General features: G+C 63.5%; 17 protein-coding genes, 1 tRNA gene and 1 pseudogene. 2 read left to right on the top strand and 17 right to left on the bottom strand.

Features of this window, described 5'->3' with window-relative positions:
- Positions 1-345 precede the first annotated feature (345 nt).
- On the top strand, positions 346-780 hold the full coding sequence (locus BRAD3257_RS39030; protein WP_197711523.1) for a hypothetical protein: 435 nt from the start codon (positions 346-348) through the stop codon (positions 778-780).
- Positions 781-1,633: 853 nt separating this feature from the next.
- Here BRAD3257_RS39030 and BRAD3257_RS39025 read toward each other — a convergent pair.
- The 16 genes from BRAD3257_RS39025 to BRAD3257_RS38950 form a co-directional block, all read right to left on the bottom strand.
- Positions 1,634-1,710 (bottom strand) — tRNA-Arg (locus tag BRAD3257_RS39025).
- Positions 1,711-1,808: 98 nt separating this feature from the next.
- Positions 1,809-2,528, bottom strand: coding sequence for a metallophosphoesterase family protein (locus BRAD3257_RS39020; protein WP_244607843.1), 720 nt, complete (start codon positions 2,526-2,528; stop codon positions 1,809-1,811).
- A gap of 25 nt (positions 2,529-2,553) precedes the next feature.
- A complete protein-coding gene (locus BRAD3257_RS39015) occupies positions 2,554-3,465 on the bottom strand; it encodes a hypothetical protein (protein ID WP_122406269.1) in 912 nt (303 codons plus the stop codon).
- A 1-nt stretch (position 3,466) separates the two neighbouring features.
- A complete protein-coding gene (locus BRAD3257_RS39010; protein WP_244608062.1) occupies positions 3,467-4,630 on the bottom strand; it encodes an MBL fold metallo-hydrolase in 1,164 nt (387 codons plus the stop codon).
- 326 nt (positions 4,631-4,956) lie between these two features.
- On the bottom strand, positions 4,957-6,006 hold the full coding sequence (locus tag BRAD3257_RS39005; protein WP_122406267.1) for a sensor domain-containing diguanylate cyclase: 1,050 nt from the start codon (positions 6,004-6,006) through the stop codon (positions 4,957-4,959).
- Positions 6,006-9,128, bottom strand: a complete 3,123-nt coding sequence (locus BRAD3257_RS39000) for an EAL domain-containing protein (RefSeq protein WP_162500529.1) — start codon at positions 9,126-9,128, stop codon at positions 6,006-6,008. Before BRAD3257_RS39000 ends, BRAD3257_RS39005 begins: the two co-directional genes overlap by 1 nt.
- A 171-nt stretch (positions 9,129-9,299) precedes the next feature.
- Positions 9,300-10,385, bottom strand: coding sequence for a branched-chain amino acid ABC transporter permease (locus tag BRAD3257_RS38995; protein WP_174221619.1), 1,086 nt, complete (start codon positions 10,383-10,385; stop codon positions 9,300-9,302).
- Positions 10,382-11,392, bottom strand: coding sequence for a branched-chain amino acid ABC transporter permease (locus tag BRAD3257_RS38990; protein ID WP_122406265.1), 1,011 nt, complete (start codon positions 11,390-11,392; stop codon positions 10,382-10,384). The genes BRAD3257_RS38995 and BRAD3257_RS38990 overlap by 4 nt, the downstream gene beginning before the upstream one ends.
- Positions 11,389-12,111: an ABC transporter ATP-binding protein gene (locus BRAD3257_RS38985; protein ID WP_122406264.1), complete on the bottom strand. Its 723-nt coding sequence runs from the start codon at positions 12,109-12,111 to the stop codon at positions 11,389-11,391. The genes BRAD3257_RS38990 and BRAD3257_RS38985 overlap by 4 nt, the downstream gene beginning before the upstream one ends.
- Complete coding sequence (locus BRAD3257_RS38980) at positions 12,108-12,872, bottom strand: ABC transporter ATP-binding protein (protein WP_122406263.1); 765 nt, start codon at positions 12,870-12,872, stop codon at positions 12,108-12,110. The genes BRAD3257_RS38985 and BRAD3257_RS38980 overlap by 4 nt, the downstream gene beginning before the upstream one ends.
- Positions 12,873-13,055: 183 nt before the next feature.
- Positions 13,056-14,240 carry a substrate-binding domain-containing protein gene (locus BRAD3257_RS38975; RefSeq protein ID WP_162500528.1) on the bottom strand — a complete coding sequence of 395 codons (1,185 nt, stop codon included), beginning with the start codon at positions 14,238-14,240 and terminating at the stop codon, positions 13,056-13,058.
- A 105-nt stretch (positions 14,241-14,345) separates the two neighbouring features.
- On the bottom strand, positions 14,346-16,379 hold the full coding sequence (locus BRAD3257_RS38970; RefSeq protein WP_122406261.1) for an acyl CoA:acetate/3-ketoacid CoA transferase: 2,034 nt from the start codon (positions 16,377-16,379) through the stop codon (positions 14,346-14,348).
- Between the two features lie 110 nt (positions 16,380-16,489).
- A complete protein-coding gene (locus BRAD3257_RS38965; protein WP_122407000.1) occupies positions 16,490-17,800 on the bottom strand; it encodes an MFS transporter in 1,311 nt (436 codons plus the stop codon).
- 197 nt (positions 17,801-17,997) lie between these two features.
- Positions 17,998-19,434, bottom strand: a complete 1,437-nt coding sequence (locus BRAD3257_RS38960) for a sigma-54 interaction domain-containing protein (RefSeq protein ID WP_122406260.1) — start codon at positions 19,432-19,434, stop codon at positions 17,998-18,000.
- A gap of 94 nt (positions 19,435-19,528) precedes the next feature.
- Positions 19,529-21,265 (bottom strand): putative bifunctional diguanylate cyclase/phosphodiesterase, encoded by a 1,737-nt coding sequence (locus tag BRAD3257_RS38955; RefSeq protein ID WP_162500527.1) that lies wholly within the window; start codon positions 21,263-21,265, stop codon positions 19,529-19,531.
- A gap of 306 nt (positions 21,266-21,571) precedes the next feature.
- Entirely contained in the window at positions 21,572-22,537 is a 966-nt protein-coding gene (locus BRAD3257_RS38950) for a sensor histidine kinase (RefSeq protein ID WP_122406258.1), read from the bottom strand.
- A 179-nt stretch (positions 22,538-22,716) separates the two neighbouring features.
- Between BRAD3257_RS38950 and BRAD3257_RS38945 the strand changes: the two genes are divergently transcribed.
- Positions 22,717-23,556, top strand: a complete 840-nt coding sequence (locus BRAD3257_RS38945) for an SDR family NAD(P)-dependent oxidoreductase (protein WP_122406257.1) — start codon at positions 22,717-22,719, stop codon at positions 23,554-23,556.
- Between the two features lie 163 nt (positions 23,557-23,719).
- Here BRAD3257_RS38945 and BRAD3257_RS38940 read toward each other — a convergent pair.
- Positions 23,720-23,857 (bottom strand): annotated as a pseudogene (locus tag BRAD3257_RS38940) (hypothetical protein); the annotation flags it as partial.
- Positions 23,858-23,942 lie beyond the last annotated feature (85 nt).

Below are 23,942 nucleotides of genomic sequence, written 5' to 3'. Positions count from 1 at the left end.
CTTGGAAGAGATGGCGAGGAAAATCGGCAATGTCAGGCTGATCATCGTCGATCCGATCTCGGCATACATGGGCGGCAGCGACGGGCCTCAATCCTCCGGGTTGCCTCTGCCGCTTTTTCCGCCTCCAACCTCTTGGTCGAGTAGTCGTAGAGCGTCCACAGAGCTCCGACCAAAACCGCAGCAATTGGAAGCCAATCTTGTACGAACTGGAGGGCTGGTGATTTCTTCTGCGCCGGCGGCTCTCGGACGGGTAATTTGCTCATGTGTCAAACCATTATTCAAGCAATGGACAGACAATCCTGCCCATGGTTGTATGAAAGTGCAGACTCAACCAGGGGAGAGGAAATGGTCAAATGGATACTTGCCTGCTTGGTGGCTTTGGCTATTTCAGACGCAAGCGCCCAACAACTGGGGAATTACTCCGCCAATCCGTACGCTCCTAACTCGACAGGTAATCCGTACGGTGCTGGAAGCCCGTATGGTCAAAACAGCATCAACAATCCCTACGGGCGCTATGGCAGCCAGTACAGCAACGACTCGGCAACCAACCCGTATGCTACGAACGCTCCAAAGCTATACGATTCCGATGGGAATTATCGAGGACGCCTGAGCAGCAATCCTTACGACCCGGACTCCGTTTCAAACCCTAACGGCCGATACGGCAGCCGCTACTCACCGGACAGCATCAACAATCCATACGGAGCCGGAAATCCGTATTCGGCGGACAGTCCGACGAACCCATATGGCAAGGGCCTGTCTATTCAGGGCGACGATGACTAGCGACTCCTGGGTCTTGGCCAGGGTCTATGGAGGACCAGGAGCGTCTCACATCTACGGTTTTGAAGCTATGACACGATCGAATTTCCTGCGCTGGTCCTTCAACGATCAATATGCGGTGCTCCAAAGTGAGGAGAACTTCCGTCGGTACGTATGCGAGAACCTTGATGAGATCGAATCCGAGGCTCGTCCTGCAAACTGTGCTTCTTGGCCTGATCCTATGGAGGGTCTGGTGATGACGCATGGCCCATTCCACGCTTCAAGGTGCATTGGGTCTAAGAATGGCGGGCCGCGACAATGACGGGGAAGACGACGAGAAGCCTCCTAAGCTGAGGGTCGTTAGCGACAACCCGAATGCTCGGGCCGATCGACAAATCGAATGGGCCAAGGACGAGGCGCACCGCGCACTATCACAATTCGCCGCCGCTCTGCTGCGTACAATGGCGGGTAACGATACCGAAGCGGTCTACCTCATCCGTCGGCTGGCTCTCGTCGTAGAGGCGATTAACAAATTCGAGAGACAGGCGGATCGCGGGATATCGGCTGCAGAGCTGCAGGAAGCGCTGCGCCTGGCTCAGGCCGAAATGGATTATTCAGCTGACGATGATTGGCGCCATCGTCACTGGCTCCGCGAACACGGGATGGACGCAATTGTGAAAGGAGCCCTACGCCTGGCACGCCGAAGGCTGGCTCTTCGCCAAGGATCTTGTGTGCTGGCGAACATCGATGTCGCGCTAACAGCACAGTGGCATCGAACCGCGGACGAAGTCTGGAGCGTCGGGGACCCCGACAAGGCGGGACGAGCTATCGTGCACTGGTCAGAAGGCGGCTTGATTGGGTATAACCGCTTAGCGATTGGCGCACCCGACACGATTCGAACGTGTGACCTTTGCCTTCGGAGGGCAACGCTCTATCCAGCTGAGCTACGGGTGCTAGTCGAGGTTCATTTAGCCGATTGCCGCGGGGTCGGCAACCTCCGCCCGCGCCCAGACGCCCGGTATCGCCCGATTCCCGGTCCTGCGCATCGCTTTTCAATCCAGGAGGGCGGCCGGTCGCGAGATCTCGCCGGAATCGTTCACAAACATCAACGGCCGCGCCTTCGAGGCGACGAACACGGCCGCCGTGAGCGGGCCGCCAAAGCAGGCGCCGGTATCCAGGTTCAGCCGGTTCGCTCGCAGATCAGGTGTCCAGGACCGGATCGGCGTATGGCCATGGACGATGAACAACTCGTGGTCGAGATCGGACGACAAGAAGGGTTCCCGGATCCAGAGCAAATCTTGGTCGGATTGCGACGCCAGCGGTACGCCCGGCCGTATTCCTGCGTGGACGAAAAGTCGTCCATGCTCGATCTTCATGAGCGGAAGCGCGCGTATCCAGTCGAGATGCTCGCTCGGGAAATCGGCCGGATCATCGATTCCGTAGCTGTCGAGCGTCTGTTCGCCGCCGTTCCCCCACCAGTTCATGAGATCCCGGTCGGTGCGCTCTATCTCGGCCGCGCGAAGCAGCATTTCCTCATGGTTGCCCCGGAGACAGACGAAGGATCGGTCCTGCTGCCCCTTGCTGCCCACGAGCACATTCATGACCTCGCGACTCTGGGGCCCCCTGTCGATGTAGTCTCCGACAAAGACAAACTGGGCGCTCCGATGGCCGCGAATCTCATCGCACACGACGAGAAGCGACATCAGCTTTTCGAAGCAGCCGTGGATGTCGCCGATGGCGAAGGTCAGCAGTTCGTGCTCGGGAAGTGGCAAAGCAGGATTTCTCCCTCTTACCAACTCAGATGTAGAGATCCTTGGTCGTGCCCTTGAACCTGATGCGCTTTGGGCCCACGCCCAGATCCGCGAGCGATTCAATCACCCTGTCGTTCAGCGTCTTGCCGTCCTTGTCCTTGCGATCACGCTGGTCCGCGGTGAAATCATAGACGAGCAGCCCGATATTGGCGTTGCTCACGTTGATCTTCTCTCCCTTCGCAACCGCGCCGACCGCCTCAGCCACACTACGGTGCCCGTTGCTCCATTCCGCCATCTCGGTCAGATTCTTCGCAACCCATCGATAGCTATCATCGATCTCCGTCTTGTGAAGGTCGATCACCGCCCTATAGTCCTTGATCTGGTGGAAAATCTTGCCGTTCTCCAGTTCGGGATTGCTGAACGTCTTGGCCTCCCAGAACACCAGATCTATTCCGCTCGCCGTCGTCTCGAAATTCGCAAGGTCCATGCGCGGGAGACTCCGCCCAACGCCGGGGGCGCCGGATGCGTTGATCGCGATCTCGACGTCGACGACGGAGCGATTGGATGTCGCGATCTCGTGAACGCCTTCCTTCTCTCGTCCGGAGTAGAGCGATGCAGCCCTTTTGAGCTTCTCCAGGGTCTTTGCGCCCTCATATTCGCGCGTCAGCATTCTTTGCTCGGCCTCGCCAAAGGCGAACTTGCCGTCGAAAAGCGAGATCTGATCCTTCAAGTCCGGATTCAGGAGATACTTTTCGTGCGTCGTGGTGGTCACCTTCCCGCCCTTGAACGACACCTTGAAGATGGATTGTCCCTGCCAATAGACGTTCAGGTACTCGTTCCGAACGCCGATGATGAGAGAGGGATCGGCGAGAACGTCCCTCCACCAGCCATCCTGCCGAGCAAGTGCCTCGAGTGCCTTGCGAAAGTCGTCTTGCCGGATTCCGCGTCTGAAGCTCATTTCATACCTCCCACCATTCGCCATCGCTGCGTCGCGTGACGTTGTCAAAATATTTGAAAAAGCTGTCGCCTTCGAATGTGTGAACGGGCACCAGCTTGTCCGGTCGTATTGCGCTCGAGAGCCGCTTGAGATCCAGGATGCTGGCGTGGCCCGAGGTATGGATGATCTCAATGGGTACGCCGCGTGTTGCGAGATCCGCCTTCAGCCTGGCTCCAGGACCATCCTTCAGGTATCCGTCCCATTGTGACCAGATCGCCCTGGCGCCGGCCCAGAGATTTGCGGTCTCCACGTCGGGGGCCATTGCCGGGCGAAACAACATCACTGTGCGATCGGCGATCTCGGTGATGCGCTCGCGGTAGATTCGCGCGGATTTGTACGGCTCGAGCAGGTCGAAGCGCCTGTTCCGTGCGATCTGTCGCCGCTGATATTCCGGCACGTAGACCGACAGGTTGGGCCAGCCGACGCTCGGCAGGCGCTCGTTGCCGGTGGCCCGCAATATCTCCATCGCGTAGAGGTCCAGCAGCAGCGTCCGGTCGCTGCGCTTGCAGGCGCGATAGAGGCTGACGATGCGATCGATGTTCTGCGCCGAGGCGGAGATGATGACGAAGCCCGGCGGCCTGAGGCTCTCGGTCAATCTCGCTTCGATGGCGTCTTCCGTCGGAAATTGTGTCCGTTCGTCAAGACGGCCGAGGCTCGATCCCTCCATCAGCATCGTATCGACGCCGCGGGGCGGATCGCTCACCAATCGCTCGAACAGGCCGCTCTTGCGACCATGCGCGCGGATGTCGCCGCTATAGAACAGACGCCGGCCGGCGGCGTGGATCAGCAGCGCATAGGCATCATAGGCCGAATGATCGACCAGATAGGGCGTGATGCTGAAGGGGCCGATCTGCAAAGTCTTGCGATCGGCCAGCTCGAATGAAACGCCTGGCACGAAGCCGTTGGGCACGAAAGGAGCTGCCGCGCGCATGATGCGAGCGGTTGCAGCGCCCATGGCCAGGGGGACATTGGGGCTGCACAGGGGGAGCAAACCCCAATGGTCGCCGTGTCCGTGCGACAGGACGATCGCACGCAGGGTCGGATCGTCGCCGCGAAGCCCGGCCACGGACGGGAGAAGATCGTCGGACGCGCCGTCGGCGTCGAGCGGAAGTCCAAGGTCGAGCAGGATTCTCTCGCCCGCGGCCTCGAGTTCGATGCAGGTGCCACCAATTTGCTGCGTTCCGCGGTGGACACGTCCGCGAAACGAACCAGCTTCCTTGGACATCAGCGGCTGGTCTCGATGGCTGAGCCGGGGGCGGCCGAGCAGGCGAGGGCACTGGGCAATGGGCAGGGAAACATCAAAGCGAATACAGCTCCAGGCAATGACTTATCTATATTCAAATGAGCGCCCGAGAAATTGCGACTTCTCGTGAAGAAAATCTGCATGTTGCTTCGGCGCAACATCACCCGTTGGCGAACCCGAACGCAATAGAACCTTCAATGGGCTGAACTTCAGCACCGGCGCGACCGGCGACTTGCGACGGCTGGAAGTCGGTGCGAGCCGCGATCGGCTCGCGCGAATTCGGCAAGCACCCTTTCGGCACAGATGACGCGGTTGCGGCCGAGCCGTTTGGCGACATAGAGCGCCTCGTCGGCCGCGCCCAGCAGCCGGTCGGGGCCGCCACCCGCGCCACCGGGAATCAGGCTTGCCACGCCGACGCTGAGGCTGACGTGGTCGCCGGCGCCCGTGGCGCCATGGGCGATCTGCAAGGCCATGACGGCGCTGCGGATCTCCTCGGCCACGGTGCAGGCGGCGTCGCAGTCCATGTCCGGCAGGATCAGCGCGAACTCCTCGCCGCCATAGCGGCTGGCGAGGTCGAGGGGGCGCACGGCATGCCGGTTGACGACAGCTGCGACCGCGCGAAGGCACTCGTCGCCGCTCTGGTGGCCGTGGCGGTCGTTGAACAGCTTGAAATGGTCGACGTCGACGAACAGCAGCGCCAGCGGCTTCTGCGTGCGCTGGGCGCGGGCCCACTCGCTCATCAGCATCTGGTCGAAGGCGGGGCGGTTCGACAGGCCGGTCAGCCCGTCCTTGGTGGCGAGCTCCTTCAGCGACATCTCGGCGCGCTTCTGGTCGGTGAGATCGCGCAGCGTCTCCACCACCGCGATCAGGTTGCCGGCCTCGTCGTGAATCGGGCCGGCGTCGATGGCGAGATAGAGCTGGTTGCCGAGCTTCGGCATCACGCACCAGTTCTCTGCGGAAAAGCCGAGGCCGTTGTGGCCGCGCGCGGCATATTCCGAATAGTACTCCGGCAGCTGTTCGGGACGGTCGAGCGCGACGAGGTCGGCAAGGCATGGCCGCCTGGTTTCGTAGAAGGCCTGCCAGTGCCTATTGGTGCCGATCACCTCGGAAGCGTCGACGCCGGTCAGCCGCTCGCAGGCCCTGTTCCAGATCACGACACGGCGCTTCGGATCGATCACGAAGGTCGGCACCACCAGGTGCTGCATCAGCCGCACCGCGTAGGAATCCGCGAGATCGACGTTTTTGCGCGGCTTCGCCATCACGCCACCGCCGCCACGGGCAAGGTCCCGGGCAAGCCATCGCCGGGACCGAACAGCCTTCGCACTTCGCTGGCGGGCTTCGGCGCGCTGAACAGATAGCCCTGCATCTGCGTGCAGCCGAGCGCGCGCAGCATGTCGCGCTGTGCTTCGGTCTCGACGCCCTCGGCGACCGTGGTCATGTTGCTGACGGCCGCGATGTTCACCACCGCCTGCACGATCACGGGCGCGCCGCTCGTCTCGGCGATGTCGGCGACGAAGCAGCGGTCGATCTTGATCTTGTCGAACGGGAAGCGCTTCAGATAGCTCAGCGAGGAATAGCCGGTACCGAAATCGTCGAGTGCGATGCGCACGCCGATCGAGCGGAGCTGATGCAGGATCGAGAGCGCCGCCTCGTCGTCGCGGATCAGCACCGCCTCGGTGATCTCGAGTTCGAGCCGGCGCGGGTCCAGCCCGGACGCGGCGAGCGCGCCCGCAATCCGCAGTGCCAGCGTGTCGCATTTGAGCTGCACCGGCGACACGTTGACCGCGACACGCACATGCGCCGGCCAGGTCGCGGCCTCGTTGCAGGCCATGCGCAGCACCCAGTCGCCGAGCTCGGTGATCAGGCCGGTGTCCTCGGCGATCGGAATGAACTCCGCTGGCGACACCATGCCGCGCTCGGGATGCCGCCAGCGCAGCAGCGCCTCGCAGCCCGACACTTCATTGGTGCGCAGGTCGACCAGCGGCTGATAGTGAATCTCGAAGCCGCCATTCATCAGAGCCTGCCGCAGATCCAGCTCCATGCTCAGGCGCGCCTTGGCGCTCGCATCCATTGCCGGCTCGAAGAAGCGGTGGGTGCGGCGTCCCTCGGCCTTGGCGCCGTACATCGCGAGATCGGCGTTCTTGATCAACTGATCGAGATCGGCGCCGTCCTGCGGCGCCAGCGCGATCCCGATGCTGGCGTCGGTCGAGAGCTGATGGCCGAGACAATGATAGGGCTGCCGAATCGCCTGGTAGATCCGCGTCACGAAGGACAGTACGTCGGCGGACGATGCGATCCCGGTCTGGATCACCGCGAACTCGTCGCCGCCGAGCCGCGCGATCAGGTCGCCCTGCTTGAGGCAGCCGCGGAGACGGCCCGCGATCGCTTTCAACAGCTCGTCGCCGACATGATGGCCGAGCGAATCGTTGATGCCCTTGAATTCGTCGACGTCGATGTAGAGTAGCGCGAACTGGCAGCCATCGGCGACTTTCGCCAGCTCGCGTTCGATCTGCTCGCGGAACAGGGTCCGGTTCGGCAGGTCGGTCAGCGCATCGTAATGCGCCATATGCGCGATCTTTTCGTGATCGCGCCGCCGTTCGGTGACGTCTTCGATCACGTTGATGATGTAACGCGGCTTGCCCGCCTTGTCGCGAATGCCGATACGCTTCGAGATGGTATGTCGCTGGCCACCCGTCCGCCTCGGCCAACTTTGTTCCTTGACCAACAGCTGATCGGGCGATTGCAGCAAGGCGTCATCATCGCGCTTGACGATGACGGCCTCCGGTGCCGGGAGAATATCGGTGGCGGTCTTGCCGACGATCGTCTCGCCCGTTTCGTTGAAGACTTCCTCGGCGATGCGATTGACCAGCAGATATTGCCGCGTTTGAGCGTCCTTTACCGTGATCTGCGACGGAATGTGATCGATGATCTCGCGCAGGAAGGTGTGGTTGCGATCGCGCTCCTGTTCCAGGTCGCGGCGCTCGGTGATGTCTTCGATCGTGGCGACCCATCCGCCCTGCGCGAGAGGGGTGTTGATGACGTGGAAAGCGCGGCCATTGGTCAGCTGATGAGTTCTCGTGGAGACGGTACCTTCGGCGACGGTCCGCATGACGTCCGCGCAAAATTCCGCGACGTTGCCGTCGAATGCGCCGCGCTCCTTGCGATGGTACATCACCTCGCGAATGTGACAGCCGGGCTTGATGACGTCGTGGGACAGACCGAACATATCGGCGTAGCGGCGATTGCAAATGACGATATATCCGGCGGCATCGTACAGGATCAGCCCCTGCGACATGTTGTTGAGGGCGGTATCCAGCCGCTGCCGCTCCAATTCGATTCGCTCCTTGGCCTCGCGGTTCTGCCGGTTGATCTGCCGAATGATGAGATAGAGGATCAGCGCGATCACGGCTGCCGAGAAGCCTGCCGTTGCGACCAGGAAGCCGGTCTGCTGCCGCCAGTCCGCGAGCGCAGCCGACATCGTATTGGTCGCAACGATGATCAGGGGAAAATGATTCAGGGACGCGGCCGAGCCGAGCCGGTCCTCGCCGTCGATCGGGCTCTTGACGCGAAGCGTCTGCTGACCGCCCCTGGTCAGCACCCTCTGCATCAGCGGGGCGTCCTTGAAGCTCCGTCCGATCAATTCTTCGACGTGCGGATAGCGCGCCAGCATCTTGCCTTCGCGATCGAACAGCGAGATCGCCGTGCCCTCGGCAAGCGCGACCGATGCGAAATACTGCCGGTAGCTGTCCGGGTCGATGCGCCGGACCATCACGCCGAGGAAGGTGCCGTCGGCGCCGGTCAGCCGGCGCGCGACGATCGTGGTCCATTGGTCGATGATGAAGCTGCGGACAGATTCCAGGATGACCGGCTCGGCCGCTGGATCCGATTTGAACGTCTGGAAATAAGCGCGCGAGGAGACGTTGATCTTGGACAGGGGCTGGATCCGCGACCAGTTGATCAGTTCGCCGTCGGCATCATAGATCGCGATGTCACCGAGATAGGACACGGAGCCGATCTTGCTGCGGAGCATCTGGTTCGTCGCAGGTCCGGAAATGCGCTCGCGGAACATTGCGGGCGAGGTGATCTCAGGCAGGTTCATCTGCTCGATCACATCGGCGGCGACGCTGTCGGAATCCTGGAATTGCTGATCGAAGTGCCGCGCGATCAGCTGCACCGTGTTTTCCAGCTCGCGTTCGCGGTTGGCGAGGGCCCGCTCGCGAAATTCGCCGACGGCCACGGCCGTGACGATGAAAATGCCCGCGACCAGCAACACGCCGCACAGGGTCAGCCACAGCACAGGACCACGCCGCGCCAAGACCACCCAGCCGTTCCTCGCGGCTAGAGATATTCCGGCTGCAACCTTGGAAAAAACCTGGCGCATTCCCCCTCCCTGCTGGAACAGGAATACATTGCAGAAATGGCGCAAACCTTAGGAAAACCAGTTACCTAAGCATTAATTCGGCCGCGTGGTCGCGTCCGTAGGCCGCGAAGCGGGAATCTCTCGTTGCGGTTGCGCGGCGCGCAATCGCTGCTCTGCATCATTGATGCCGGCTTAGTGCGGGCCGCCTGCACTCTTGCCGCCGCCGGCCTTGCGCAGCCGTCCGACCACGCCGGTCGGAAAGAAGTAGACGCTGGCGATGAACAGCAGCCCGAGCCACAGCAGCCAGCGGTCCGGATGCAACAGCCCCGGCAGCAGCGGCAGGCCGGCTTCGCCCGCCGCCTTGGAGGCGACACCCATCAGCGACTGCAGATAGTTCTGGGCAAGGATGAAGATCGTGGCGCCGATGATCGCGCCGTAGATCGTGCCCATGCCGCCGATCACCACCATCAGCAGGATGTCCAGCATGATCGAGAAGCTGAGCGAGGTGTCGGGACCGGCATAGCGCAGCCACAGCGCGTTCAAGATGCCGGCGCTGGCGGCGACGAGCGCAGCGAGGCAGTTGGCGTAGGTCAGGTGGAACACGGTGCGGAAGCCGAGTGCCTCGGCGCGAAACCGGTTCTCGCGGATTGCCTGCAGCACGCGCCCGAACGGCGAGTTCACCACGCGCAGCAAAGCGAGGATCATCAGGCCAGAGATCGCGAACACCAGGTAGTAGGTCAGGATGCGGCCGTTGATCTCGAAGCCGAACAGGCTTTTCGAGATCAGCACGCTGCCGGGGCGCAGCAATTCGGGCAGCTGAAAGCTGCGCCCGTCCTCGCCGCCGGTCAGCCAGGACAGCTGCGAGGCCAGCACCTGGAAGGCGGAGGCGACCGCGAGCGTGATCATGGCGAAGAAGATCGCGGCCACCCGCAGCGAGAACAGGCCGATGGCAAGCGCGAGCAGCGCTGCGAGCGGCAGGCCGGTGACGATTCCGGTTGCGACCGCGGCCCAGTTCGGGCCCATTCCGTACAAGGCGATCGCAATGGCGTAGCTGCCGATGCCGTAGAACATGGTATGGGCGAACGACACCGAGCCGGTATAGCCGAGCAGCAGGTCGTAGGAGGCGACCAGCGCGGCGAAGACGCAGATCTTGGCCGCGACGTTCAGCGCCTTGGCGCCCGGAAACAGGAACGGCGTCGCGGCCAGCGCCAGGATGATGACGACGAGAAGGAGCGTGAGGACGCGGCTGCGCGGCGGATCGCCTGAGAGAATCATCATCGGCTGGTCACCGCATAGAGGCCGCGCGGCCGCCACATCAGAATGGCGACCATCAGCAGGATGTTGGAGACGAGGGCGAGTTTCGGCACCAGGAAGCCGCCGTAATTGGCAACCATGGCGACCAGGATCGCGCCGATGAAGCAGCCGCCGATCGATCCCAGGCCGCCGATGATGACGACGATGAAAATCAACACGGTGAGGTCGTCGCTCATGGAGGCGTGCACCTGCTCGCGATAGAGCGCCCACATCACGCCCCCGAGGCCGGCCAGCGCCGAGCCCGTCATGAACACGCCGAGGAACAGCCGGCGGATGCGGTAGCCGAGCGCCTCGACCATCTCGCGGTTCTCGACACCGGCACGAATCAGGAGGCCGAGCTTGGTGCGGTTGAGCACGAGCTGGATCGCGATGAAGACGGCGAGCCCGATCAGCATGGCCAGTACGCGGTATTTGGCGACCGCGACGTCGCCGAGGATGAAGGAGCCGCGCAGTGAGGCCGGCAGCGGCATCGGGATGATCTGCGGGCCCCACAGCGCATAGAGCGTCTGCTCGGCGACGATCAGGCCGCCGGTCGTCATCAGGATCTGCTTCAGGTGCTGGCCATATACCGGCAGGATCAGCACGCGCTCGACGACCAGGCCAAGCGCGCCGGAGACTGCCATCGACAGCAGCGCGGCCGGCGCCAGCACCGCGAGGTTCACCCAGAGCGAATCCGCCTGAATTGACGCCGCAAACGGCGCCAGCACCAGCGTTGCGACATAGGCCCCGACGGCGATGAAGGCGCCGTGGCCGAAATTGAGCACGTCCATCAGGCCGAACACGAGGGTAAGGCCGGAAGCCATGATGAAGATCATCATGCCCATGGCAAGGCTCGCGGCGGTCAAGGTCAGCCAGGAGCTGGTCGATCCGATCAGCGGGATCATCAGCAGCGCGAGGGCGATCGGCAGCAGGACCGGCGCGAGATCGCGCTTCGGCTTCGGCAGCGGATCGGTTGCGGCAAGGTCTGTCACTGATGCGCCTCCAGGCTCAGGCCGAGCAGCCGCTCCTGCAGCGGCACGTCGGCGGCGAGCGCCGCCATCTCGCCGCGATGAACGATGGTGCCGTTGTCCATGACCAGCACGCTGTCGCCGAGCTCGCGGGCGGCAAAGAAGTTCTGCTCGACCAGCAGGATCGTCGCGCCCTTGCGCTTGATCTCCTTCAGGCACTCGATCAGCGCCATCACGATGGCGGGCGCGAGGCCCTTGGTCGGCTCGTCGATCAAGAGCAGCTTGCGCGGCTCGATGATGGCGCGCGCGATCGACAGCATCTGCTTCTGTCCGCCCGAGAGACTTCCCGCCCGTGACAGCCAGAACCGGCGCAGCGCGGGGAAGAAGCCGAAGATCCAGTCGAGCTGGGCATCGTCGAGGGGCCCGTCGCGGGCCGCGAGCACCAGGTTTTCTTTGACCGTGAGATCGGAGAACACCGCCATGCTCTCGGGCACGTAGCCGACGCCGAGCCGGGCGATGTCGGGCGTCGCAAGGCTCTCGATGCGCATCCCGGCGAGGGTGATCTCGCCCTTCGAGGCCTGCCACAGGCCCATGATGGTGCGCAGCGTCGTGGTCTTGCCCGCGCCGTTGCGGCCGAGCAGCATCGTGACCTGCCCTTGCGGGACGGCGAGATCGATGCCCTGAAGGATGTGGTAGCGCCCGATATGGGTGTGCACGCCGGAGAGTTTTAAGAGATCGGTCATGCGGCACTCTTTGGCGCAACGCCCAGATAGGCTTCCTGCACGATCGGCGAGGCGATCACCTCGGCGGGCGGGCCGTCGGCAACGAGTTGTCCGTTATGCAGCACGATGATGCGGTCGGCGAGCGAACGCACCACGTCCATCTTGTGCTCGACCAGCAGGATGATCTTGCTCTTGTCCTGCTTGAGCTGTGCGATGAGGTTGAGGACGACAGGCACCTCGTCGATGCTCATGCCGGCGGTCGGCTCGTCGAACATGAAGACCTTTGGCTCCAGCGCGATCATCAACGCCACTTCCAGCTTGCGCTGGTCGCCATGCGACAGCGCGGTCGCGGCGACGCCGCAGCGATTGCCGAGGGCGACCTGGTCGAGGATGGCGTCGGCGCGCGCGATCAGGTCGCGGCGCACCATCCAGGGCCGCAGCATGTCGTAATGGGTGCCGTTCGCCGCCTGCACCGCGAGGCGGACGTTCTCTTCCACGGTGAGGTTCGGGAATAGGTTGGTGAGCTGGAAGGCGCGCCCGAGGCCTGCGCGCGTGCGCATCGGCGCGGAATGCTGGGTGATGTCGGCGCCGTCGAACAGGATGCTGCCGTGCGAAGCGCGCAGCTGGCCCGAGATCAAATTGAAATAAGTGGTCTTGCCGGCGCCGTTCGGCCCGACGATGGCGGTGAGCTCGCCCGGGCGAAACGTGCAGGAGACATTGTTGACCGCGACATGGCCGCCGAAGCGTATGGTGAGATCGCGGGTTTCGAGGGTCAGGGGCATGGGTTTCAAGCGTGTCGGGCTGGTTGTGACACCTCTCCCCGGAAGGGGAGAGGTCGATTGGCTCCTGGCGATGCGCAGCATCGTCCAGTGCAAATCGGGTGAGAGGGCTCGGGTCCCACGAGAGAGCGGAACCCCTCACCCGCGCCTTCGGTGCGACCTCTCCCTATGGAAGAGGTGAAGCGGTCACCGCTTGTTCTTGACCGGAACGTCCATGTCCTCGATCTTCAGCTCGCGCACCGGCTCGAGCACGGCCCAGGCGACGTTCGGATCGACCTTGACCTTGAAGTGATACATGCTCTGCAGCGCCTGATGGTCTTCTTTCCGGAACACCATCTTGCCTTTCGGCGTGTCGAACTCCATGCCTTCCATCGCCGTGATCAGCTTCTCGGTGTCGGTCGACTTTGCCTTGGTGACGGCGGCGACGACGGACATCGCGGCGGCGAAACCGCCGGCGGTGAAGAAGTCCGGCGGCGCGTTGAAGCGCTTCTGGTGCTCGGCGACCAGCCAGTCGTTCACCGGGTTCTTCGGGATCTCATAGAAGTAGTAGGTCGCGCCTTCCATGCCGGGCAGGCCCTTATAGGCGGCGAGCGCCGGCAGGATGTTGCCGCCGGTGGAGAGCTCGATGCCGTAGCGCTTCGGGTCCATGTCCTGGAGTTTTGCCAGCGGATTGCCGGCGCCGGCCCAGATCACCCAGATCACCTTGCGGCCCGGCTTGTCCTTCAGCGCATCGAACAGGCGCTGGCCGACCGCGGTGAAGTCGGTGGTCGAGGTCGGGGCATATTCCTCGGCGGCGAGCGTCGCGCCGGTCTTGGCCAGCGCCTCCTTGAAGGCGGCGACGCCGTCGCGGCCGAAGGCGTAGTCCTGCGCCAGCGTCGCGACGGTGACGCCCTGCTTGCCGATCGCGACCGCGTTCGAGATCGCGTCCTGTGACGAATTGCGTGCGGTGCGGAAGATGTAGCGATTCCACTTCTCGCCAGTAATCTGGTCCGCGACTGCGGGCTCGACGATCAGGATCTTCTTGTTTTCCTCAGCGACGGGGAGAATGGCGAGTGCCGCAGCCGACGAGGTCGTGCCGATCGCGATGTCGGCCTTGTCGTCCTGATAGGCCTCCGCGAGCGCGGCCTTGGCGAGGTCCGGCTTGCCCTGATCGTCCTTGGTGATGACGACGATCTTGCGGCCGTCGAGCGTCATGGTGCCCTTGGTGGCGTATTCAAATCCCATCTTCAGGCCGGTCTCGGTCTGCTTGGCGTAAGCCTCGAGCGGACCGGTCTTGCCGTAGATCAGCGCGATCTTGAGATCGTCGGCCCGTGCGGAAGTGCCCGCGGCGAGCGCGAGAATGGTTGTTGTTATGATGAGTGATCGACGCACGATGGTCCCTCCTGATTCAAAGTTTCTCGGCAACAGCGATTTGCACAACGTTACGAACATTGCAATTAAACCTTCCGGCGAAGCGCGCCGGCGCGTGAGCATGCATCATTTTTGGGCTTGGCCCGCTGTCCCCGAATCGCCGGCCTCGACTTGGCGCCAGTCCGACTGCGCCTCCTCCGCGCTCTCGAAGATATGCGGCGCGACGCCGCGCCTCTCCAGGGCTTCGCCAAGCTTGATGCGCAGGAAGCCCGACGTGGTGTAGCGCGACACGCCGGAATAGAAGCGGTCGACGAGGCTGCGGACCATGGCCGAATAATCGTCCATCAGCTCCGGCAGGATCGAGAAGTTGTCATAATTGACGATGGCATAGACGCGGCGCCCGAGCGGCGCCAGGCGGGCCTCGACGATGGCGGCGATGGTGTCGATCTCGGCCTTGCTGCGTAGCGGATAGCGTTCGAGGTTGACGAAGAACAGGTCCTGCTGCTCGTCCAGTGTGAAGCGCTGGTCGAGCGGGATGGTGAGCAGGCGTTCGCGCAGCTCCATGAGACCCTCGCCGAAGATGCGCGCGTCCATCAGCGCCGGGTCGCGTGGGATCAGCGGCTTGAAATCCATCAGGCGCAGGATGTCGCGCTCGATGTCGATGCCGGGCGCGATTTCGGTGAGCTCTAGCCCGTCGGGCCGCAGTTCGAACACGCAGCGCTCGGTGACGTACAGCGTGCGTTGCTTGCGCGCCGCGGCGAACGGGCCGCTGAAGGTGACGTGCTCGACGCTGTCCACGAACTTGCGCGACTTGGCTTCGTCGAGGATGACGAGCTTGCCGTCGTTCACCGCAATGCGCTGCTTGCCCGCACCGAACGTGCCGACGAAGACGACCTCCTTGGCGTTCTGGCTGATGTTGATGAAGCCGCCGGCACCTGCGAGCTTCGGTCCGAACTTGCTGACGTTGAGATTGCCGGCGCGGTCGACCTGGGCAAGACCGAGGAAAGCGGCATCCAGACCGCCGCCGTCATAGAAGTCGAACTGATAGGGCTGGTCGATCACCGCCTGCGTGTTGATCGCGGCGCCGAAATCGATGCCGCTCGCCGGGATGCCGCCGATCACGCCCGGCTCCGCCGTCAGCGTGATGAGGTCGATGATCCGCTCTTCATTGGCGACCGAAGCGATGCCCTCGGGCATGCCGATGCCGAGATTGACGACGCTGTTGGCCTTGAGCTCGAGGGCGGCGCGGCGGGCGATGATCTTGCGCTCGCTGACCGGCATCACCGGCAGAGAGGCGGCGCGGACGCGGATCTCGCTCGAATACGCCGGGTTATATTGGGTGCCGAAGGTCTGCCAATGGTTCTCGGGCTTCGCCACCACGACGCAGTCGACGAGAATGCCGGGAATCTTGACCTGGCGCGGATTGAGGCTGCCGCTCTCGGCGACGCGCTCGACCTGGGCGATGACAATGCCGCCGGAATTGTGCGCCGCCATGGCGATGGCGAGCGCTTCCAGCGTCAGCGCCTCCTTCTCCATGGTGAGATTGCCGTCGGGATCGCCCGTGGTGGCGCGAATGATCCCGACCTGAATCGGAAACGTCTTGTAGAGCAGGCACTCCTCGCCGCGCAGCGTGATCAGCTCCACCATGTCCTCGGTGGTGCGCGCGTTCAGCTTGCCGCCGCCGTGCCGGGGATCGACGAAGGTGCCCATGCCAACGCGGGTGATGTGGCCGGGCCGGTGCGCGGCGATGTCGCGGAACAGATGCGTGATCACGCCCTGCGGCAGGTTATAGGCCTCGATCTGGTTCGCGATCGCGAGCTGCTGCAATTTCGGCGCAAGGCCCCAATGCCCGCCGATCACGCGCCGGACCAGCCCTTCATGCGCGAAATGGTTGAGGCCGCGCTGCTTGCCGTCGCCTTGTCCAGCCGCATAGACCAGCGTCAGATTGCGCGGTTTGCCCTGCGTATAGGGCGCATCGCCCTCCTGCGACAGATAGAGCTCCTCCAGCGCGATCGCGAGCTCCTCGGCAAAGCCGATGCCGACGAAGCCGCCGGTCGCCACCGTGTCGCCGTCGCGGATCAGCATGACGGCTTCGGTCGCCGAGACGACCTTGCCCTTCTCGGAATTGCGCAAATAAGGCAGGGCTGGATGGTGGCTCACGGCGTTCCTCCCGCTCCCTGGACCGTATGCCTTGTTATGCTTGATCTTATCGCGAAGAGCAGCCCCGGAACAGGTTGCTCCTCGCGACACAAGAGGCAACATGAAGACATTCAGGACTGCGCTATCTTGCGCGTTTCGGTGGCGAAATAGACCGAGACCACGGTGATCAGCGCCAGCGCGATCATGTAGAGCGAGATCGGCCAGGTCGCCGGCGCATAGGCCGTCATCAATCCCGTCGCGATCAGCGGCGACAGCGCGCCGGCGAAGATCGAGGCGAGGTTGTAGCCGAGCGAGACGCCGCTATAGCGCACCTTGGTGCCGAACAGCTCCGACAGGAAGCTCGCTTGCGGCCCGTACATCGCGGCATGACCGACGGCAAGGCCCAGCACGATCGCGATCCAGGCGTATTGCGGGTTCCTGGTCGCGAGCAGCATGAACAGCGGGAACGACATCAGCGCCGAGAACACCGCGCCGAAGATGTAGATCGGCCGCCGCCCGAGCCGGTCGGAGAGCGCGCCGAAGGCGGGGATGGTGACGGTCTCGATCGCCGCGCCGATCAGCACGCCGTTGAGCATGTCCTGCTTGTTCATGCCGAGCGATTGCGTGGCATAGGCGAGCACGAATGTCGCGTAGATGTAGAAGAAGCCGTTCTCGGCGAAGCGCGCGCCCATCGCGAGCAGGATGTTCTTGGGATACATCCTGATCGCCTCGAGGATCGGCATCTTCACTTCCTGCTTGGTGTCCTTGACCTTCTGGAACTCCGGCGACTCCGCGATGGTGAAGCGGATCCACAGGCCGACTAGCACCAGCGCGATCGAGAACAGAAACGGGATACGCCAGCCCCAGGCATAGAGCTGGGCGTCAGTCAGCATCGCCGATACCACGGAGAACACCAGCGTGCCGAGCACGAGGCCGAGCGGCGCCCCGAGTTGCGGCCAGCTGCCGTAGAAACCTTTCTTGTCTGAGGGTGCATGCTCGACCGCCATCAGCACCGCGCCGCCCCATTCGCCGCCAAGGCCGAAGCCTTGGATCAGCCGGCACGTCACCAGCAGGATCGCGGCCCAGATGCCGGCGGTCTCGTAGGTCGGCAGAAAGCCGATCGCCGCGGTCGCCGCGCCCATGATCAGCAGCGTCAGATAGAGCATGGTCTTGCGGCCGATCTTGTCGCCGTAGTGCCCGAACACGACGCCGCCGAGCGGGCGCGCGACGAAGCCGAGCGCGTAGGTCGCGAAGGCCAGCAGGGTTCCCATCATCGGGTCGAAGGTCGGAAAGAACAGCTTGTTGAAGATCAACGCGGCGGCGGTGCCGTAGAGGAAAAAGTCGTACCACTCGATGGCCGTGCCGATCAGGCTCGCGGTGGCGACCGTGACGTGCGACGGGTTTTTCGCCTGAAGCTGATGGACCGAGATCGCTTCGCTCATCTTGCGTCCTCCCTTGGTTTTCGAATGCGCATGTGCAGCATGCGTCATTGTGCAAAAGCGAAGAGCAAGCTCCGCGCCAGTTGCCGCAGGCTTGCGCAGATGGCTGAAAACCCAGCAGATTCAGCGAAGGCATCAGGAAAGCGCGGCCAGGCCGCGTGTCAGGAATCCGAGACTCCGGACATGCCCAGTCTCGAAATTCAGACGGAGGCCGGGCCTGCGGCCAGGCCGAACTTGGCGAGCTTCTTGTAGAATGTCGCGCGCGAGATCCGCAGCATCCTGGCGGCCTCGGTGATCTGGCCGTTGCTGGCGGCGAGCGCCTGTTCGAGCGTGTGCTTCTCGAATTCGGCCTCGGCTTCGGCATAGGGCACCACCATTCCGGCCGGGCGCTCGGCCGGTGCAAGCCTCGCCTCGGTGCCGATCGGGAGGATGCGGGCGACATCTTCGCCGGTCAGCCGCCCGGAATCGCTGAGGATCAGCGCGCGCTCGAGGATGTTGCGGAGCTCGCGGACATTGCCCGGCCAATCGTAACGGGCGAGCGCGGCGAGCGCGCTCGGCGTGATCTTCGCCTTGACGTAGTCGCCGGACGCGCTGATGTCGTCGAGCAGCCGGGCGCAGATGTCGGGGAGATCGTCGAGGCAGTGGCGCAGCGGCGGCAGGTCGACCGAAAGCACGTTGAGACGGTAGTAGAGGTCGGCGCGAAATGCGCCGTCGCTGACGCGCTTGCGCAGGTCCACGTTTGTGGCGGCGATGACGCGGACGTCGACCCTGGTGATCTTGTCCGAGCCGAGCGGCTCGATCTCACGCTCCTGGAGCACCCGCAGGAGTTTTGCCTGGAGCTGCAGCGGCATCTCGCCGATCTCGTCGAGGAACAGCGTGCCGCCGTCGGCAATGCGGAATTTGCCCTCGCGTCCCCGTCGGTCGGCGCCGGTATAGGCGCCCGGCGCCGCACCGAAGAACTCCGACTCGATCAGCGTGTCGGGAATGGCGGCGACGTTGACGCTGACGAACGGCTTCTCGGCGCGCGAGGAGGCATTGTGGATGGCCTGCGCCAGCATCTCCTTTCCGGTTCCGGTCTCGCCTGTGAGCAGAACCGTGACGTTCTGCCGCGCGGCTCGGCTTGCGAGCTCCTTGGCCCGGGCGATGGCCGGCGTCGCGCCGACGAAATCGGCGAAGGTGAAGCGCGCCGCGCGGGGGTTGGACAATTGCCGGCGCGCCAGCCGCAGATCGCTCTCGAGCTGGGCGACGCGGGCGAGCAGCGGCTTCAGGCTTTCGAGATGATCATAGAGCACGAAGCCGATCGCGCCGATCACCCTCCCGTTCTCGTCCTCGATCGGCATGCGGGTGACGACGAGCTGCTCGCCGCCGAGCTCCATGATGTCGAGCAGGATCGGCTCGCCGGTCTCGGCCACCTTCCGCATCAGGCTGTTCGGGATGACCTCCTCGATCGGCCGGCCGATCGCCTCGGTCGTATGGTTGAGACCGAGCGCGGCAAGGTATTTCTCGTTGACGTAGACCACGCGCCCGCCACGGTCGATCGCGATCGCGCCCTCGCAGAGCCTTTCCAGCCGCTCGAACAGCGTCTCCATCGCGCGCGCACGGAGATAGGCGGGATCGCTGATGGAGGAGGCGGGCATGACGTACCTCGCGGGAAGCCTGGCTGCTTATTAGCAAAAGACCAGCAATTTCAAAGGGGATTTGATTGGAGAATTCGGGCCGCCGCCACTGCCCCTACCGCCGATACCCGCTCGCCCGCGAATAGCCCTGGCGATTCTGTTGCATCGGCCGGCTCGCCACGCTGATCCGCGCCTCGCTGGAGACGGTCGTTGCCAGCTTCAGCTCCTCCAGAAAGATCGGCCGCGAGAAGTAATAGCCCTGCGCGAAGCGGATGTTGGTCGCGGCCTGCAGATAAGCCAGCTCCTCGTAGGATTCGAGGCCTTCGGCGATCACCGTCATGCCGAGCGCTTCGCTCAAGGATTCGATCGCGCGCAGAATGCCCTGGCTGCGCGGGCGCTTATGGATGTCGGTGATGAAGGAGCGGTCGATCTTGATCTCGTCGGCCGTGATGTCGGCCAGCGCCGAAAGCGAGGAATAGCCGGTGCCGAAATCGTCGATGGAGATGCCGACACCGAGTTTGCGGAACATCGGCAGGATCTCGGCCTGAAAATGATTCTTGGCGACGAAGGCATTTTCCGTCACCTCGATCATGAAGCGATGGGGAAAGCCGGTGTCGTCCAGCGCCTGCGCAAAGCTGCGCATGAACTCGGGATTGCCGGCCTGCTCGGCGGCGACGTTGATGCTGATGGTCGCTTCCGCGCCGAACGTGTCGTTGATCAGGTCGATCGATTTGACGATCTCGGCGAGCACGAGATGGGTCAGCTCGTCGATGAGGCCGAGCTCGCCGGCGAGGCTGATGAACGAGCCCGGCGCCTGGATCACGCCTTCGTCGTCGCGCAGGCGTACCAGTGCCTCGATGCCCTTCACGGCCTGTGTGCGGATGTCGACCTTGGACTGGAAGGCGCAGCAGAAGCGCTTTTCCAGGATGGCGAGCCGCAGCGACTGCTCGACCTTCATCCGCGCCTGCGCCTCGCGTTCCATGCTGGCGTCGAAGAAGGCGGCCAGTCCCTTGCCGTTGTTCTTGATGCGGTACATCGCGATGTCGGCGTTCTGCCGCAGCGTCTCGAAGCTTCGTCCATGCTCGGGATAGAGGCTGATGCCGACCGAGGTCGAGGCGAAGACTTCCGAATGATCGATGAAGAACGGCGCGGTCAGCCGCTTCAGCGTCGATTGCATGAATTCGGCGACTTCCTCCTGGCTCTGGATCGGCGAGAGCAGCAGCAGGAATTCGTCGCCGGAGATGCGCGACAGCATGTCCGAATCGCGCAGGTCGCGCCCGAGCCGCTTCGACAGCTCGACCAGCAGCGCGTCGCCCACGGCGTGACCGTAATAGTCGTTGATGTGCTTGAAATTGTCGACGTCGAGAAAGGCCAGTGCAAAGCGCTCGTCGCCGCGATCGCGCGCGAGCAGGCTGTTGGCGCGATGCTCGATCACGCGCCGCGAGGGCAGGCCGGTCAGCTCGTCGAAATAGGCGGAGCGGAACAGCTGGTCCTCGAAATTCTTCTGCTCGGTGATGTCGGACGACGCCGAGATCAGGAGCTCGCGTCCGGCGAGCCGAACGGGACGATGGATCGTGAGCAGCACCTGGCGCGCCGCGCCGTCGTGAAGCGCTTCCTCGGTGACGACCGGCTGGCCGGCGCTGAGCGCCTTGCGGCAGGCTTCGCGGCGCGGCGCCAGATCGGGTGAGGGACGGCTGCCGTCCATGCCGAGCTGGGCAGCAGCTGCGTCGTTGACCAGCAGAAGCTCGCCATGCGCGTCCTGCACGGTGAGGCCGGCCGGCAGCATTCTAACGATTTCCTTGAGAAAACCGAGCTCGGCTTCAGTCGCGCCGGAATATCTATTGTCGTTCATAGAAGTCATGAATCTTGTTGTTTCAGCGCGCCTTTGCAATGGCCGCGATCTTGCGCGGTTCCCTCTTAAGTTTGGTTAAGGGGTCGGGAGAAATACGGGGGTGTTTTGGAGAAAACTTGCGACGATGCGACGCGCGCCGACGATCGTCATTAACAGAGGGTCAACGACGCATGCGAAACCGCGCGCGCAGTGCGCGGGCTCGCTTTCGCTTTGGATGCGCGATCAGTCTTGTTTGAATCGATGCGCGCGCCGGAGGGTCACGTCTCCCCGCCGGCGAGAGGTGATCCGACCGAGTCTTGCTCTCCGCTAGCCGCTCTTGGGGATGCGGCATTGCATGATGCAATGCAGCCCCGACTTGAGATACGAGATCTCGGTCCTGCCATCGAAGGCCGACAGTGCCGATTTCAGCAGCTTGGTGCCGAAGCCGGGCTCGGACACCTTGTCCACGCTCGGCCCCTCGGTTTCGTCCCAGGTGATGGTGAGGCGGTCGTCGTTGATGGTCCAAGACACCTGCAGCAGACCGCGCGGTGCGGAGAATGCGCCGTACTTGCCTGCATTGGTCGCGAGCTCGTGAAACATCAATGACAGCGTGACCGCGAGCTTCGGCGGCAGGAACAGCCGCTCACCATTGAGAGTGAATCGGACATGGCCATAGGGCCCGAGCTCGGAGATCAGGAGGTCGCGGATATCGCAGCCCCCCTTGTCGATCCGCGAGATCAGATCGTCGGTCGCGGCCAGCGAGCGCAGCCGGGGATCAATCCGGGTCCACACCTGCGGCTGGTCGTGCAGCACCTGGTGCAGCACGGCATGCACTGTCGACAGCTTGTTCTTCAGCCGGTGCTGGAGCTCGTCGACCAGCAGCTTGCGATAATCTTCTTCCTCGATCAGGCGCTTGGAGATCCGGCGCTGGTCCGCCAGCATGATGCGATAGTGCTCGACACCCCAGATGGTGATCGCGCAGACGACCCAGTAAAGCGCGAGCAGCGCAAATCGCGCGCGATCGGCAATAGCGTCGCCGAAATTCAGGACGACGCCGAGCACGCCGCCGACCAACGCCGTCACGATGCCGATCCGAAATCCGCCCAGGGCAGCGGCAAAGAACACGGCGGGGAAGTACGGCGTGAAGTAGATGTCGGGGCGAATCTGAGCGAGACCCCAGCGGATGAGGGTCGCGCCCAGCAGGCAGATCACCGCAAACGAGATGCTCAGGCCGAGCGAGGGCGGCGCGGCGCCCTGCCAGGCCTTGCGGAACTCGTCGATCAGCTTCCTCATACGCAGCCCGGTTGTGATAGGCATTCGAAAAGCGAGCGGCCGGTGAGGATGTTACGCATGCCGCCCGCAGGAGCATAGCTTGCCTTGGCGGAAGCGGGCAGGGATAGTGGCCGCTGCGGTGAGGGCGGCGGCCGACATTCGCCATTTGGCATCAAATCGCTCGAAAAAAGGAACATTCCATGGGCAGGCTGGACGGCAAGGTTGCGGTGATTACGGGGGCGACGAGCGGGATCGGATTGCGCACTGCGGAAGTCTTCGTTGCCGAAGGTGCCAAAATTGTGATCGCGGGTCGGCGCGTACCGGAAGGCGAAGCGCTGGCGGGGCAGCTCGGGGCCAATTGCATCTTCCGCCAGACCGACGTCACGGTCGAAGCGCAGATGCAGGCGCTGATCGCGCTCGCGGTCGAGAAATTCGGCAGGATTGATTGCCTGTTCAACAATGCCGGCGGCCCGGCACAGACCGGCGGCATCGAGGGCCTTGAGGTCGAGCGGTTCGATGCGGCCATGGCGACCCTGGTCCGCAGCGTCATGCTCGGCATGAAGCACGCCGCTCCCTACATGAGGAAGCAGGGGGCAGGCAGCATCATCAACAATGGCAGCATCGCCGGCCGCCTCGCCGGCTTCTCGTCCTCGATGGTCTATAGTGCGGCCAAGGCGGCGGTGATCCATCTCACCAAATGCGTGGCGATGGAGCTCGGTGAATCGAATGTCCGCGTCAACTCGATCTCGCCCGGCGCGATCGCAACCGGCATCTTCGGCAAGGCGCTGGGGCTCTCGACCGACGCCGCGGAGAAGACGCCGGCAGTGATGCGCGAGGTCTACAAGACCGCGCAGCCGATCCCGCGCGCCGGCCTTCCCGATGACATCGCCCATGCCGCGGTGTTCCTGGCCAGCGACGAATCCAGTTTCGTCAACGGCCACGACCTCGTCGTCGACGGCGCCATGACCGGCGGCCGCAACTGGAGCCAGCAGCAGCAGGGCTATGTGGCGCTGCGCAAGGCGTTCGATCAGGAGGCGTAGGGGGCGCTCTCGTGCCCAGGACGCGGCGCAGCGCTGTCCTGGCGATGCGAAGCATCGTCCAGTTCAGCGATGCGCTGCAGAGCCGGGGGCCATCTCTCCAGGCCGAACGTGTCGCAAGATTCTGGGTCCCGGCTCGCGCTTTGCGCGTCCGGGACACGCAAGCTCACGCCGCCCTCACCGTCACCCGCAACCCATCCCGCGGCTTCGGGATCGGCCACATCTGCCAGTCCGGCTTGTAGCCGGGTGCGAGCGACACCTCGATATTCTCCAGGAAATGCCGTGCGATGCATTTCGCCTGCATAGAGGAGACTGCTGGAAGCGGTCGTCTCGATGGACGAGGCGCTCGCTCCGACGCCGCCAAGACGTTCTGTCGAACCGGCGGCCAT

Origin of the sequence: Bradyrhizobium vignae, assembly GCF_900324035.1 — a bacterium.
Classification (GTDB): Bacteria; Pseudomonadota; Alphaproteobacteria; order Rhizobiales; family Xanthobacteraceae; genus Bradyrhizobium; species Bradyrhizobium vignae.
This window is presented reverse-complemented; position numbering and strand designations above follow the sequence as displayed.

Bases quoted from the DNA above. Each gene is read 5' to 3' on its own strand.
- BRAD3257_RS39030 (WP_197711523.1), top strand. From the start codon at position 346: ATGGTCAAATGGATACTTGCCTGCTTGGTGGCTTTGGCTATTTCAGAC.
- BRAD3257_RS39015 (WP_122406269.1), bottom strand. From the start codon at position 3,465: ATGAGCTTCAGACGCGGAATCCGGCAAGACGACTTTCGCAAGGCACTC.
- BRAD3257_RS39005 (WP_122406267.1), bottom strand. From the start codon at position 6,006: ATGGCGAAGCCGCGCAAAAACGTCGATCTCGCGGATTCCTACGCGGTG.
- BRAD3257_RS39000 (WP_162500529.1), bottom strand. From the start codon at position 9,128: ATGCGCCAGGTTTTTTCCAAGGTTGCAGCCGGAATATCTCTAGCCGCG.
- BRAD3257_RS38995 (WP_174221619.1), bottom strand. From the start codon at position 10,385: ATGATGATTCTCTCAGGCGATCCGCCGCGCAGCCGCGTCCTCACGCTC.
- BRAD3257_RS38985 (WP_122406264.1), bottom strand. From the start codon at position 12,111: ATGACCGATCTCTTAAAACTCTCCGGCGTGCACACCCATATCGGGCGC.
- BRAD3257_RS38980 (WP_122406263.1), bottom strand. From the start codon at position 12,872: ATGCCCCTGACCCTCGAAACCCGCGATCTCACCATACGCTTCGGCGGC.
- BRAD3257_RS38965 (WP_122407000.1), bottom strand. From the start codon at position 17,800: ATGAGCGAAGCGATCTCGGTCCATCAGCTTCAGGCGAAAAACCCGTCG.
- BRAD3257_RS38960 (WP_122406260.1), bottom strand. From the start codon at position 19,434: ATGCCCGCCTCCTCCATCAGCGATCCCGCCTATCTCCGTGCGCGCGCG.
- BRAD3257_RS38955 (WP_162500527.1), bottom strand. From the start codon at position 21,265: ATGAACGACAATAGATATTCCGGCGCGACTGAAGCCGAGCTCGGTTTT.
- BRAD3257_RS38950 (WP_122406258.1), bottom strand. From the start codon at position 22,537: ATGAGGAAGCTGATCGACGAGTTCCGCAAGGCCTGGCAGGGCGCCGCG.
- BRAD3257_RS38945 (WP_122406257.1), top strand. From the start codon at position 22,717: ATGGGCAGGCTGGACGGCAAGGTTGCGGTGATTACGGGGGCGACGAGC.